Source organism: Cryobacterium arcticum (assembly GCF_003185895.1).
Taxonomy (GTDB): Bacteria; Actinomycetota; Actinomycetes; order Actinomycetales; family Microbacteriaceae; genus Cryobacterium; species Cryobacterium arcticum.
In genome coordinates, this window is sequence record NZ_QHLY01000012.1 from 1,674,078 (window position 1) to 1,687,398 (window position 13,321).

Genomic DNA, 13,321 nt, shown 5'->3' on the forward strand with positions numbered 1-13,321 from the left:
TCCTCACAGCTCGCGAACGGCTGTGGAGAGATCCCGCGGGGGTCGTGCGCGTTTGGCATCCTCTCTGCATGCCACGACACACACCACTTCCTCCCGAGCTCCTGGGCGAACCCTTTCCCGTGACCCTGGCACGTAGTCTCGGCCTCACCCGCCGACGCCTGCAGGGCCGTGACCTGTCCGCGCCCTTCCGAGAAGTGCGCGTTGCCGGGCCCGCACCCACCAGCGTGCTCGCCCTCAGCCGCAGCTACGCCGAGCGGATGCCGCCCACCCACGTGATCAGCCACCACACGGCGGCCCTCATTCTCGGGCTGCCCCTCCCCGCGTGGGTCGCAGCCGACACCCGCATCCACGTCACCGTGCCCGCCGGCACCCGCCCGCCGCAGATGACCGGGGTGGTCGGACACGAATTGCGTACCGAGTTGCTGAACGTGGAGTACGTCGACGGCATCCCGGTCACCTCACCGCTACAGACCTGGACCGACCTCGCCATGGTGCTTCCCCGCACCGCACTGGTCGCCGTCGCCGACGTCCTCCTCGGCGGGGAGCACCCCGCCTTCACCCCCGAGGACCTGCACCGGGCCATCCTGGCCCGCACGGGTCGGCGCGGAGTGAAACGGCTTCGCGCAGCCGCCGCCCTAGCCCGAACTCGGGTGGAGTCGCCCAAGGAGACCGAGACCCGGCTGCTGCTGGTCGATGCCGGGCTGCCCGAACCGATGACGAACTATGTGATCACCGACGCCGAGGGCAACTTCATCGCCCGGGTCGACCTCGCCTGGCCGCGCCTGCGCGCCTGCGTCGAGTACGAGGGCGACGGCCACCGCACCGACCGTGCGCAGTTCCGCAAGGACATCACCCGGCGCGAGCGACTCGAAGACCACGGCTGGCGGGTCATCCGCATCACCGACGACGATCTGCGCGCCGACGGACATGAGTTCCTCCGACGCGTGCGCAGCGTGCTGCACTCCCGCGAGCCGTGACCTAAGCACCAGGAAGTCGAGATTTTCGGTGCTCAGGTCACAGCTCGCGACTTTAACATGGGGAGCATGGAACACCAGGTACAGCTGAATGACGGCCACACCATCCCGCAGCTCGGGCTGGGTGTGTACAAGGTTCCCGAGGCGATCGCCGCGAGCACCGTGCAGATCGCGCTCGAGGCGGGTTACCGGCACGTCGACACGGCGGCCCTGTATGCGAACGAGCGCGGGGTGGGCGAGGGCCTGGCCCGGGTGGGGTTGCCGCGCGACGAGGTCTTTGTCACCACGAAGGTATGGAACGCCCAGCACGGCTACGACGAGACGCTGCGCGCGTTCGACGACAGCCTGGCCAAGCTCGGCCTCGACGAGGTGGACCTGTACCTCATCCACTGGCCGGCGCCCCGGCAGGACCGCTACGTGGACACCTACCGTGCCCTCGAAACGCTCAAGGCCGACGGCCGGGCGCGCTCGATCGGCGTCTCCAACTTTCACCCGCACCATCTCGACCGGCTGCTCGCCGAGACCGAGATCGTGCCGGCTGTCAACCAGATCGAGCTGCAGCCGTGGTTGCAGCAGGTCGAGGAGCGCGCCTACAACGCCGCGCACGGGATCGTCACCGAGGCCTGGTCGCCGCTGGCCCGGGGCCGCGCGATCGGCAACCCGGTGCTGGGCGCCATCGGCGCCCGCTATGGCAAGTCAGCCGCGCAGGTCGTCATCCGATGGCACCTCGAGCTGGGCAATGTGGTGATTCCCAAGTCGGTCACGCCGGAGCGCATCCGGCAGAACCTCGAGGTCTTCGACTTCACCCTGGATGCCGCCGACCACGAGGCCATCCGGGCTCTCGACGCGGGCGAACGCACCGGTAAAGACCCCGACGACCTCGGCTAAGCCCCGCGAGCCGTGAGAAAAGCACCTTCCCAGCGCTCGGGAAGGTGCTTAGCTCACAGTTCGCGGAACCGGGGGTGGGGGCTACCAGCGGTCGTGGATGGACTCGCGCAGGAGACGGTCGTAGATGGACTGCACGCCCTCCATGAACTCGATGGGCAGGGCAGGCACGGCGCCGGCGGATGCGTTGCCCTGCGCCTGCTTCACTGACCGAGCGCCGGGAATGACGGAACTGACCCCGTCGATCTGAGCCACCCAGGCCAGCGCGGCCTGCGCGGGGGTGAGCCCCTCGGGCACGAGCGCGGAGAACTCATTCGCGGCAGTCAGGCCGGTCTCGTAGTCCACGCCGGAGAAGGTCTCGCCCACGTCGAAGGCACTGCCGTCGCGGTTGAAGTTGCGGTGGTCGTTCTCGGCAAACACCGTCTCGCGGGTGTATTTGCCGGTGAGCAGCCCGCTGGCCAGCGGCACGCGGGCGATGATGCCCACCCCGGCGGCGCGTGCGGCAGGCACGACCTCGTCGAGGGGCTTGAGCCGGAACGCGTTCAGGATGATCTGCACCGTCGCGATACCGGGGCGGGCGATCGCGGTCAGCGCCTGCTCACAGGTCTCCACGCTCACGCCGTAATTGGCGATCACACCATCGTCGACCAGGGTGTCGAGGGCGTCGTAGACCTCGCCGGAGTCGATGACCGCGCTCGGCGGGCAGTGCAGCTGCACCAGGTCGAGGGTCTCGGTGCCCAGGTTACGGCGGGACCGCTCGGTCCACGCGCGGAAGTTGTCGAGCACGTAGTTCTCGGGCAGCTGGTCGACCCGGCGACCCATCTTGGTCGCCACGGTGATGTCCACCCCCGGAGCGCCGTGCTCGAGGAAGTGCCCGATGATCTGCTCGCTGCGGCCGTCGCCATAGACGTCAGCGGTGTCGAAGAAGGTGACGCCGGCATCAACGGATGCGGCGAGCACGGCGGTGGCGTCGGCCTCGGTGACGTCGCCCCAGTCGGCGCCCAGCTGCCAGGTGCCCAGTCCGATGACGGAGACGGTGCGGCCGGTTCTGCCCAGTGTTCTAGTGTCCATCCCACCAGCCTAGCCACGCCGCCGGGCAGCTGCGGGAGAACACGTCTGCAGCGTCGGCCGACCATCGGGGCCGGGTGCTCAGCGGGCGGGCGACAGCGACTTGGCCGGGCGGCCCGCGTCGATGGTGCCGTCGATCACGCGCACCAGCACCTTGGCAATGCGGCTGCGCACGATGTGGTCGTTCGCCTCCACCCGGTGGGTGGTGACGTGGCGCATCCGCTCGACCACGCGCAGGCTGCCGGGTGCTACGAACGCGTCGAGCGCCCCGTAGATCAGGTCGACGGGTTGGTGCAGGCCGGCGATGTCGCTGACCATGGTTTGCGATTCGATGCAATGCTCGAGCGATTTCACGAACGGCGCCCAGTTCTCATCCGTCAGTTCCAGCACACCTTTGGGCAGCAGCCGGCCGAGGACGGCCGCGTTGCCCAGGGTGAACTCCTTGTTTCCGCGCAGGAACTCGTAGGCCCGCAGATACGCCGACACCCGCGCCCGCACCCACGGGTCGCCGATGTCCGACGGCGAGAGATAGATCGGCGGGCCCACCAGCACCAGCCGGGAGACCCGGGTGCCACGCGGCGCATACCAGCGCCGTTCGGCCGCGTACCGGGTGGCGATCAGGCTGCCCAGGGAATGGCCGACGAGCACGAACGGCTCCCGCAACCGCAACGAACGGATGGTGGCGGCGAGCGCGGCCACATGGTCGTCGAGGGTGTACTCGCAGTCGGCCGGTCGGGGTGAGGCGCCGTGGCCGAGGATGTCGATCGTGATCACCCGGTGGCCGGGCACGAGCCGCGGCACGACCTTGTGGAAGGTGGCCGAGGTGGAGGCGATGCCGTGCACCAGGATCACGACCGGGCCTCTGCCGGTGTCGGTGTGAATGTGCAGTCGCGGCGCTCCGCGCCGGGTGCGCCCGGCTGGTCGAACGCGGCGCTGACGAAGCTGGTTCGTCAACGCCGCCTCCTCCACGATGCCCGGAACGTCGGTCACGGGGTGCGCCGGCTCCGGTGGAGCTAGCGCAGGTCTTCTTTGTAGTCGTTCTTGGCCTTGGTGGCGTCGCGCTCAGCCTCGGCCTTCTTCACGTCGCCTTCGGCCTTCTTCACTTCGGCGTCGGCCTTGACCTCGTCGACCTTGTCGGAGACGCGTTCCTTGGCGTCTTCGGCGGCGCGGCCGATCTTCTGTCCGGTTGCGGCAAGCGCGTCCTTGGCGTCGTCTGCGAATCCCATGAATTCCTCCTCGAGCACGGTACTGACTGGGTGCGGTGCCGGCACAACCGGCGCCATCTCCACCGTACGGCCCGGCTCTGGGCCGAGACTCGATTGTGATCCGACTCTCAGAAATCCCCCAGATTGCGGGTTGGGCCCGACCCTACAGTTGGGCCATGAACCACAGCGCTCCCCCCGCCAGCCGCTCCGCCGGCGCCGCTCCGATGCGTCGTCGCCGGGCGCCGCTGGCCGCCCTGGCCGCCGGTATCGCCCTCGCGGCGCTGCTGCTGGCCGGCTGCACCGCCAGCAGCGACAGCGCCGGCTCAACCGCCGAGTCCGGTGACGCGGGCAGCCGGTCGAACGAGATGGTCGCCCCCGGCGACGCCGCGCCGCAAGACGCCAGCGCCGGCAGCACCGCCGCGGACCGCGCCGTGATCACCACCGGGTCCGTATCGCTTACCGTGACCGACCCGATCAAGACCGCCGAGGATGCCGCCACCATCGTGGAGCAGGCCGGCGGCCGGGTCGACAGCCGCACCGAGAACCCCGAGACCGACAACCAAGCGGCCAGCGCGAACCTGTCCCTGCGCATCCCCGCCGGCGACCTGGACCGCACCCTCGACGAGCTCCGCGCCCTGGGCACCGTCAACTACGTGTCTCTGAGTGCCGCCGACGTCACCCAGCAGAGCCAGGATGTGGATGCCCGCATCACCGCCCTCACCACCTCGGTGAACCGGCTGCTGACCCTGATGGACCAGGCCACCAGCACCACGGACCTGATCGCGATCGAGGGTGAGCTGTCCACCCGGCAGTCCGAGTTGGAGAGCATGCAGTCCCAGCGGGACTACCTCACCGACCAGATCGAGTACTCCACCATCGGACTCGACCTCTACTCCACCGGCACCGTCGCGCCGGGCGCTCCCGACAACTTCTGGACCGGGATCGTGAGCGGCTGGAACGCACTTGTCACCACCCTCGGCGCCCTGCTGGTGGGCGTCGGCTTCGCGCTTCCCTGGCTGGCGATCCTCGCCGTGGCCGGCGGGATCGTGTTCCTTATCGTGCGTCTGACCACACGAAAGGGAAAGGCTACGTAGGCTTGCAGGTGTGACCGAGATTTCCCGCCCCGCAGCATCCGATGCCCCCGCCGTCGCGGCGGTTCTCGACGACGCTCTGCTCGGCCGCATCTGCTCGCGCGCGGCCGGTCACGACGCCACCAACACTTTCCCGTTCGACGACGTCACCGAGCTGGCCGAGGCCGGGTACCTCCGCGCCCTGGTGCCCACGGAGTTCGGCGGGCTGGGCCTCAGCCTGGCGCAGGTCGCGGCAGAACAGTCCCGGTTGGCCGCGCACGCCCCGGCCACCGCGCTGGCGGTGAACATGCACCTGGTCTGGACCGGCGTCGCCAAGGCCATGCACGACCGCGGCGATTCCGCCCTCGACTTCCTCCTCACCGAGGCCGCACAGGGCGCGATCTTCGGCTTCGGGGTGAGCGAACCCGGTAACGACCTGGTGCTGTTCGGGTCGTCCACGACGGCCGAGCCGCAGCCGGACGGCGGCTACCGGTTCACCGGCACCAAGATCTTCACCTCGCTCTCGCCGGTCTGGACGCAGCTCGGCACGATGGGGCTCGACACCTCCGACCCCGCGCATCCACAGATCGTGTGGGCGTTCCTCGACCGCGCCGACCCCGGCATCAGCCGGAAGGACGACTGGGACACCCTGGGCATGCGCGGCAGCCAGAGCCAGACCACTGTTCTCGACGGCGCCTACGCCCCCGCCGACCGGGTGGTGCGGAGACTTCCGCCCGGCCCGGTGAGCGACCCGCTGATCTTCGGCATCTTCGCCACCTTCGAGATCCTGCTCTCGGCCGTGTACACCGGCATCGCCCAGCGGGCCCTCGAACTCGGTATCGCCGCCGCGCAGCGCCGCCGATCGGCGAAGAACGACGGTCGCCCGCTCGCGCAGGATCCCGACATCCGCCGCCGCATCGCGCAGGCGGCCATGCTGCAGGATGCGATCTACCCGCAGATCGACGCGCTCGCCCGGGACGTGGACGCCCTGGCCGACCACGGCCCGTTCTGGTTCGCCAAGCTCGCCGGGCTCAAGCACCGCAGCGTGGAGAGCGCCGCCGAGGTGGTGGACCTGATGGTGCGGGTGAACGGCGGCGCCAGCTATTTCGCGGGCAACGAACTCGGCCGCCTCTACCGCGACGTGCTGGCCGGACGGTTCCACCCGTCCAACGCCGATTCCGCCCATGCCACCGTCGCCGCCGCCTGGCTCGGCCCCCTCGATGGTTGAGCGCACCCGCCCTATTCCCACCCGCATCACCGACCCCCGAAGTGTTGAAGTTGTCCCGTTGACTGCAGTACCCCCGACCACCCCGAACCCCACCCCCACCGAACCGGTGAACATCGCCCGCACGCCCTACCGGGCGCCGCACCCCACCACCCCGCGCCCGGTCACCACGAGCATCCCGATCCTGCGCGCCGACGCCACCGGCATCGCCGCCGTGCGGGCCTACGAGGATGCGCCGAGCACCTCCACGATCGCCGTTCCGGTGATCGACATCGCCGCGTACACCCGGTCGGTGCTCGACCTCACCATGCGCCTGGCCGAGGTGATCTTCGCCTCCGGCGCTGGCGCGGAGGACGCGACGGCGGCGATGCTCGCGCTCACCCGCGCCTACGGGCTGCGCGGCACCGAGGCGAACATCACCCACACGATCATCACCCTCACCCACGAGGACCAGTCCACCCACGAGTCCATCTCGCGCAGCCGTGACGTGAAGTACCGCACCCTCAACTACGCCAAGCTCACGGCCACCTCCGAGCTGATCGCCGACCTCATCGAAGAGCCCACGGATGTGGCGGAGGCGCGCAAGCGTCTGGCCACGATCGTGTCGTCGAAGCCGCAGGTGACCCTGCTCTACCGCCGGATCGGCTGGAGCCTCGTCGGCGCCGGCGCCGCCGCACTCATCGGCGGTGGCCCGATCGTGGTGATCGCGGCTTTCATCGCGGCGTTCGTGATCGACCTGCTCACCACCGCGCTCGACAACCGGCGGGTGCCGCTGTTCTACCAGACCGTGGTCGGCGGGGCGATCGGCCCGCTGTTCGCCGCGTTCGTGCCGCTCGTCGATCCCACCGCCACGCCGTCCCTCGTCGTGGTCGCCACGATCATCATGCTCCTGGCCGGGGTCACCACCTTCGGCGCGGTGCACGACACGCTCTCGGGGTTCTACCTCACCGGCACCGCCCGCCTGATCGAGGCGCTGCTCATCACCGGCGGGCTGGTCGCCGGGGTGGCCGGTTCCTCGCTGGTGCTCGCCCGGTTCGGCCTCGACCTGCGCATCACCGCCGATGTGACGCCGACTCTGGGCATCTTGGCCATCCAGCTCGTGGCCGCCGTGGTGATCGTGGTGGGATTCGCGCTCGGCACCCAGGTGCCCTGGCGTGCGCTCTGGGTGGTCTGCCTGCTCGGCGCGGTGGCCGAGGTCATCTACCTCGGCGCCACCAACGCCGGGTTCGGCCTGGTCTGGTCCTCCGGTGCCGCCGCGATGGGCGCCGGGCTCCTGGCGGCCGTTGGTGCGCGCATCGTGCGCACCCCGCCCCTGGTGATCATCGTCTGCGCGCTCGTGCCGCTGGTGCCGGGCCTGGCACTGTTCCGGGGGCTGCTGCAGATGTCGGATGGCGACATCAACGGGCTGCTCAACCTACTCACCGCCGGCGCGATCGCCGTGGCCCTCGCGGCCAGCGCCATCCTGGCCCAACTGATCGTGCAGTACGTCTGGGGTCCGGGCCGGCGCCTGCAGCGCCGCTTCGTGGGCCCGCTGATGGCCGTTCCCGTGCGGCTCAGCCGCAAGTCGGCCGCCCCCGGTCCGCGCATCTAGGGCCCCGACGGGCGCCGACACCGGTGGCCCGGCATCAACGATGCCGGGCCACCGGTGGGGCCGAGCGGTGCGCTAGTTGGGAACTTCACCCTCCGGGGTCTCGGTCGACACGTCTTCCTCGACGAATCGGTACGGGATCGGTTCTTCGGTCTCCGCGCCCTTGCGATAGGTGCGGGTGATGGTCTGGCCTTCTTCCACGGCCTCGAGCACCACCACGTCCTGGTATTCCCCGTTCGAGTAGTGCAACTCCACTTCCGTGCCCGACCCGATCACGTTCGGGCCGAACAGCACTGCCTTGTACGTTTCCTGTGCGCTCATGATCTCCCGGCTCTCCGACGACTTCCCATCCCAGTGACGGGGCGCCTCATCGCAGACAGCCTACGTCTGCACCCCCGAAAGGCACAGGGGCGCGCCCGGGCGCGGATTACGAGGGCGGCGACCGCCGTGCCGAGATGCTCTTTGCCGCCAATCCGCGTAGGGTCAGAGCATCGGTGCCGCTCGGGCTCAGGTCGAAGGAGTACACATGGCTGACAAATCACCCAAGAAGGACGCGGCCAAGAAGGTCGCCGGCAAGTCGCTGAAGGAAAAGCGCGCCGACAAGCAGCTCAAGTCCGCTGAAACCGAGAAGGCCCGCAAGCGCTAACTCGCTTTCCCGGGCTCACCCGCCCGGAATCACTAGACGCACCGGTGTCGCCTGTTCGCAGGCGACACCGGTTTTTTGCGCCTGGCGGGCACGGCCGGATGCTCAGACCAGGAACCTCACCCCGGCCGCGACAGCGCCACCACCGGGCATGTCGTCGGCCCGCACCGCGAAGATCTCCGCGCCGGAGAGCAGCGCCCGCCGCAGGATCTCGTCGACCACGCCGTAGGTCACGGCGTCCTCGGTGTCGCTCAGGGTGACGGCCCCGGTCTCCTCGTCCACCAGGCCGGGCACGATCTGGTCGATGTCCACGAACAGGGTCTCCACCGCGCCATAGGTCGCAGCCCTGGCGACGTCGCTGAGGTCGGTCACGGCGCGGCCGTGCGCCGCGCGCCGCGCCATCCGGTCCTTGAGCGCGTCGAGCTCGGCGGCGTACAGCTCGTCCAGGATGCCCCGGGCGGCGCGGCCGAGCTCCTCGTCGGGGGTTTCCTCCGGGTTGCCGGGAATGATCGCCTCGGTGAGGTTGGGGTAGCTGTTCACCGACCGGTAGATGCCGGCCAACGGTTCGGCGGCGGCGAGGATCAGCGGCAGGTCGAGGCCGCTGAGCACCGGCCGCAGAGCCCGGTCGATGGCGCGCGCGTACTGCCGCATCCGCACCTTCTGCCCTTCGGCACCCTGGATGCGCCCGCCCATGATGTGTTTGTCCTGGGTGCGACCGCTGATCGAGTCCAGGCCGACGGCGCTGGCGACGTCGCTGGGCAGTCCGGGCACCGGCACCGCGTAGACCGGGCTCTCGGCGTTGAGTTCGAGCAGGCGCACCGAGTTCTGGGCCAGGGCGAGCACGAAGGCCGACTGGGGGAAGGTGACCGCGCGCAGCAGCGGCTTGAGGTAGAACCGGTCGGAGACCTCCAGGGCGGTGGTCAGCCGGTTGGGCAGCCGGTAGGTGCGCACGCTGTCGGGGGTGGCGAAGATCGCCAGGCTGTAGGAGAGCTGCCGCCAGAAGTCGACGTCCTCGATCAGGTCGACGAGCGTCTCCTCCTGCCGTTCCACCAGCCGCCGGTCGGTGCCGGCGTCCCGCAGTTGCTGCAGGGCGTCGGCGAGCAGGTTCTTGAGTTCCACCCTGGCCATGTCGGCGTCTTGCGGTAACGGGCTGGTGCTCAGGTAGATCGAGACGCAGGGATGCTCACGCACCGTGGCCAGGGTGTCGACGTCGTCTCTAGTGGGTATGTCTGTGTGCAGCACGGCACGCGCTCCTTTACTCCGGACACCTCACGCGCCGACCCCCTTGCTCGACCGTGAGCCTCTTATCCGGCCCACTCTATCCACTCGGCCCTGATCCCATAAGGTCGGCCGCCGGGCGCACCGGGACGATACTGTGGAGGCTGCATACGAATGAGGGGGAACCATCCGTAGACGAAAGAGCGTCAACTTCGCAAGCACGTTAGCTCTGGCTGCACTGGTCAGCGCCGGGCTGAGCGCATGTTCGGTGCAGGGCAACGCCGCAGAAACCTGGCTGGGCCAGAGCCAGATCATCGACAGCACGGACATGAGCGCGACCGGTTGCTTCGGCACCTGCGATGTGAACGTCGAGGGCATTATCAGCGACGCGGCGACCGAGGATCAGATCCGCCGTCTGGGCGAGGCAGCGACGGACTACCGGTCCGCACACGAGGGTGACGACATTGATATGTCCCTCAGCTACGGGAAGGTGAGCTTCCAGATCGGCGAGACGCAGGACGAGACGGCCAGCTTGGTCGGCTTGGCACTCACCGCGTTCAACGACGAGAGGGTGACGGGCGCCTCCGCCTATCAGGCGTTCATCCAACTGTCTGGAGCGAAGGCCGACGTCTCGACGCTGTTCGACGACTACGCCGGCAACGACGTTCCCGAACTATCGGTCAGGTCAGACGATGAAGATGACGCGAGCCTCTTCATGATCCGCGAGGGCACCGACCCGTGCGAGCCTGCGGACTCTCTCGTCGCCGAATTCGACCAGCTGCTGGGTGATCCCTCGGTCACCACACTGATACTGGTGCCGTGCGCGACATTCACGGTGGAGGTCGCCGAGGAATCGGCCAGGGACGCGATGATCGCCCAGATCCAGCCGTTCGCCTCAGACCCGGCGCACGCGGCAGTGGAGTTCAGCATCGAGTCGGATGAGGGTCTGCCGTATGCGGTGACCGCCGACACCCCTCAGCTGGATCCACTCTTCGCCCTGATCGACGCCACCCCCGGTGTATCCGGCCGGGTGATGACGGGCAATGTGATCAGCGTCGGCGTCTCCGACCCCGCACAGTTCCGCCAGGCGGTGTCGACGATCGATGCCGCGCCCCGGCCCGCCTTCGTAGAGGAAATCCGGGTGGGGCATGCCCTGGCGTCGGTCTACCTCAATGGCGACGGCACGCTGGATGCCCAGGTGACCACCGCCGAATCGATGTTCGCTTCGAACGCCACGAGAGCCGCCGACGACCTGATCTCGTTCACCCCGCAGACGGACGGCACCCTGGAATTCGGACCCGTGAGCTACGACGAAGACGCCGGTGTGCAGATCGTGGACGCCGTCGTCGCCGGCGGGCTCTGGCAGACCTCGAGCACGGTGATCGAGGTCTTCGATCAGCCCATTGTTTTCACCGTCACGGCCGCACCCGGAGCTCATACCTTCGAGGGGACGAGGACCAACGAGACGCCGGAGACCACCAGAGTGATCACGGAGCTGAACACGTACTGGGCCGCCCGAACGAAGACGGGCTAACCAGCTACGCCCCGGATCAGCAGGGCAGCCACCGCCGTCTCTCCACGGATCTGGGCGAGCAGAGTCAGGATCTCGTCGACGAGGGCATCAGTGACCCCCGACGTCACGATGCTGTACCGCCCCACCGGCTCCAGCCCGTCGGCGCGCACCCGGATCACGGCCCAGCCCACTTCCTCGAGGGCAGCGTCCTTCTCCCGGTCCGACACCTCGTTGAGGCCACGGTGGGAGGTCTTCTTCCGTCCGGGTGAGTCGTACTCGATCGCAACCCTGAGGGCGGGGATGATGATGTCCGGCCACACCTCCGGTTTGCCGTAGAAGCTGCGGTTGATGCGAATGGCGTTCACACGGTGCGGCAGCCGGATGCGTTCGCCCAGCAGCATCCGCAACCGCTGTTCGGTGCGCGAGGTGCGTGTCTTCAGGCCCGGCTTCATGAAGGGCACTCCGCCCTCTCCTCGGGCCGCCGGCGCCTGGGCGTTTCGGTCGCATCTAGGGCAGCCGGGCCCGGTGAGGGTCTCCCGCACGCTCGCCGAGTACCGGGAGTGCCCGCGCGTGCAGATCCACTCGTACTCGGTGCCGATCCGGGTCTCTTGAGCCAGGGCGGCCCGGCCGGCCGGGGCCACCCGGCGCAGCAGTTGCTCCCGGCTGCGTGCGGTCTCGGCGAGCAGCATGCACAGCGGACAGGCCCGTTGCAGGGTGATACGGGCGACGGCGGCATCCGCCCCGTGCCCACAACGGAACCGAACCGCGATGCCCGTCGAGCCTGGGCTGCCGGAACTGTCGGTCATCGTGCCACCACCACCTCTTGTTTCGAAGTCGACTGAGCGCGACGCTAACAACGACCGCTGACATCCGTTGCGGTGGAAGGGCGGAGAAATCGTTCGATTCCAGACTTCGCACAGTCACCGGCTCCATCCACTGTGCGATGTGCCGAGACGAGGCGCCGAAGCGGGGCCGTGGAGGCTAACCGCGGCGGCTGACCCGCCGTTGATCGTCGTCGTGCGCCTCGCGCAGCAGGGCGGCGACGGTGGGAATCGTGCGCTCCCCCGGGTTCACCACCGCGAGCCAGCCCAGCGCTCCGCAGACCGGATGCGGCAAGAACGCGTCGGTCGCGGTGGAATCCCGCACGCCGGCGGTGCCCGCCTGCACGTCGCCGGGGTAGTCCTTGGTGATGATCGTCGCGTACGGCTGCCGGTTCTGCGGCACCCGCACGTCTGGCGCGTAATAGAAGAGCCGCGCACCAGGACGATGATCTGCTCTGGCTCATTGGCCCAGTCTCGTCATTGGGCCCTCGCAGCGCAATCGCCCGTCCGCCGCACACCGGTCGTAGGGCGGTCGCGGGCGGGCGCACACCGATTCGCGGGCACGGCGCCGCTGCGCCCGTGGCGTGCCACCCGCGATGCGGCGCCCTACCCGCGCGGCCACGTTTCAGTCCAGCGGTCAGTGCTGCGATCCGTGCTGCAGCTCGGTGCTGCAGCGGTCCTGACGGTCAGGCCGTGGCGTGGGTTTCGAGAACCTCGCGCATCCGCGGCAGGGCGAACTGGTCGGCGATCTGGATGGCGGTATGGCTGCCGAGGTCGGGGTCGGCGCCGGCTTGCAGCAAGTCGAGCAGGATCGCCTCGTTGCCCCGGAACACCGCGCAGGCCAGGGCGGTCTGCCCCATCCCGTTCACGATCGCGGTGTCGGCACCGCGCCGCAGCAGGTCCTGTACGGTCTCGCGGTGCTGCGCATACGCGGCCACGATGAGCAGGCTGTCGCCGCGCCCGTTGACCAGGTTGAGCGGCACCCCCGCGTCGAGCATCTCGCCCAGCGGGCCGGTGCGACCGTCACGGGCGAGGTCGAAGACTCCCTCGACAACCGCCGCCGACGGGTCGGTGGCCTGGTCCTCGGCGCGCGCTGTCATGATCGTCTCCC

General features: G+C 69.0%; 13 protein-coding genes and 1 pseudogene. 6 read left to right on the plus strand and 8 right to left on the minus strand.

The features are described 5' to 3' along the window. The first annotated feature begins 68 nt into the window (after nt 1-68). Together CTB96_RS17550 and CTB96_RS17555 are read left to right on the plus strand one after the other, a co-directional pair. Complete coding sequence (locus tag CTB96_RS17550; RefSeq protein WP_110128075.1) at nt 69-977, plus strand: endonuclease domain-containing protein; 909 nt, start codon at nt 69-71, stop codon at nt 975-977. Between the two features lie 66 nt (nt 978-1,043). Continuing rightward, nucleotides 1,044-1,862 (plus strand): aldo/keto reductase, encoded by an 819-nt coding sequence (locus CTB96_RS17555; protein ID WP_427846497.1) that lies wholly within the window; start codon nt 1,044-1,046, stop codon nt 1,860-1,862. Between the two features lie 81 nt (nt 1,863-1,943). Here CTB96_RS17555 and CTB96_RS17560 read toward each other — a convergent pair whose 3' ends face one another. The 3 genes from CTB96_RS17560 to CTB96_RS17570 all read right to left on the minus strand — a co-directional run bounded on the left by CTB96_RS17560 (nt 1,944) and on the right by CTB96_RS17570 (nt 4,153). After that, complete coding sequence (locus tag CTB96_RS17560; protein WP_110128077.1) at nt 1,944-2,930, minus strand: aldo/keto reductase; 987 nt, start codon at nt 2,928-2,930, stop codon at nt 1,944-1,946. Between the two features lie 78 nt (nt 2,931-3,008). Then, nucleotides 3,009-3,917, minus strand: a complete 909-nt coding sequence (locus CTB96_RS17565; protein WP_248283434.1) for an alpha/beta fold hydrolase — start codon at nt 3,915-3,917, stop codon at nt 3,009-3,011. Nucleotides 3,918-3,940: 23 nt separating this feature from the next. Next, nucleotides 3,941-4,153: a hypothetical protein gene (locus CTB96_RS17570; RefSeq protein ID WP_110128568.1), complete on the minus strand. Its 213-nt coding sequence runs from the start codon at nt 4,151-4,153 to the stop codon at nt 3,941-3,943. A 155-nt stretch (nt 4,154-4,308) separates the two neighbouring features. Here CTB96_RS17570 and CTB96_RS17575 point away from each other — a divergent pair, with 155 nt between their 5' ends. Genes CTB96_RS17575 through CTB96_RS17585 form a run of 3 tightly spaced genes read left to right on the plus strand, consistent with a single transcriptional unit; the run spans nt 4,309 to nt 8,018 of the window. Next, complete coding sequence (locus CTB96_RS17575) at nt 4,309-5,226, plus strand: DUF4349 domain-containing protein (RefSeq protein WP_110128078.1); 918 nt, start codon at nt 4,309-4,311, stop codon at nt 5,224-5,226. Nucleotides 5,227-5,236: 10 nt separating this feature from the next. After that, nucleotides 5,237-6,430, plus strand: a complete 1,194-nt coding sequence (locus tag CTB96_RS17580; RefSeq protein WP_248283435.1) for an acyl-CoA dehydrogenase family protein — start codon at nt 5,237-5,239, stop codon at nt 6,428-6,430. Nucleotides 6,431-6,488: 58 nt separating this feature from the next. Continuing rightward, complete coding sequence (locus CTB96_RS17585) at nt 6,489-8,018, plus strand: threonine/serine exporter family protein (RefSeq protein WP_181397327.1); 1,530 nt, start codon at nt 6,489-6,491, stop codon at nt 8,016-8,018. A gap of 72 nt (nt 8,019-8,090) precedes the next feature. Here CTB96_RS17585 and CTB96_RS17590 read toward each other — a convergent pair whose 3' ends face one another. Beyond that, on the minus strand, nt 8,091-8,336 hold the full coding sequence (locus CTB96_RS17590) for a hypothetical protein (RefSeq protein ID WP_110128080.1): 246 nt from the start codon (nt 8,334-8,336) through the stop codon (nt 8,091-8,093). Nucleotides 8,337-8,763: 427 nt separating this feature from the next. Further along, nucleotides 8,764-9,900, minus strand: a complete 1,137-nt coding sequence (locus CTB96_RS17595) for a baeRF11 domain-containing protein (protein WP_110128081.1) — start codon at nt 9,898-9,900, stop codon at nt 8,764-8,766. A 244-nt stretch (nt 9,901-10,144) separates the two neighbouring features. On the opposite strand from CTB96_RS17595, the gene CTB96_RS17600 reads away from it, so the two are divergent. Further along, nucleotides 10,145-11,410, plus strand: coding sequence for a hypothetical protein (locus CTB96_RS17600; RefSeq protein ID WP_110128082.1), 1,266 nt, complete (start codon nt 10,145-10,147; stop codon nt 11,408-11,410). Here CTB96_RS17600 and CTB96_RS17605 read toward each other — a convergent pair. The 3 genes and pseudogenes from CTB96_RS17605 to CTB96_RS17615 all read right to left on the minus strand — a co-directional run bounded on the left by CTB96_RS17605 (nt 11,407) and on the right by CTB96_RS17615 (nt 13,310). After that, on the minus strand, nt 11,407-12,195 hold the full coding sequence (locus tag CTB96_RS17605; protein WP_110128083.1) for a hypothetical protein: 789 nt from the start codon (nt 12,193-12,195) through the stop codon (nt 11,407-11,409). The two genes, CTB96_RS17600 and CTB96_RS17605, sit on opposite strands and share 4 nt — an antisense overlap. 175 nt (nt 12,196-12,370) lie before the next feature. Then, a pseudogene (locus CTB96_RS17610) lies at nt 12,371-12,637 on the minus strand (DUF6194 family protein); the annotation flags it as partial. Between the two features lie 259 nt (nt 12,638-12,896). Next, nucleotides 12,897-13,310 (minus strand): ankyrin repeat domain-containing protein, encoded by a 414-nt coding sequence (locus tag CTB96_RS17615; RefSeq protein ID WP_110128085.1) that lies wholly within the window; start codon nt 13,308-13,310, stop codon nt 12,897-12,899. Between the last annotated feature and the right edge of the window lie 11 nt (nt 13,311-13,321).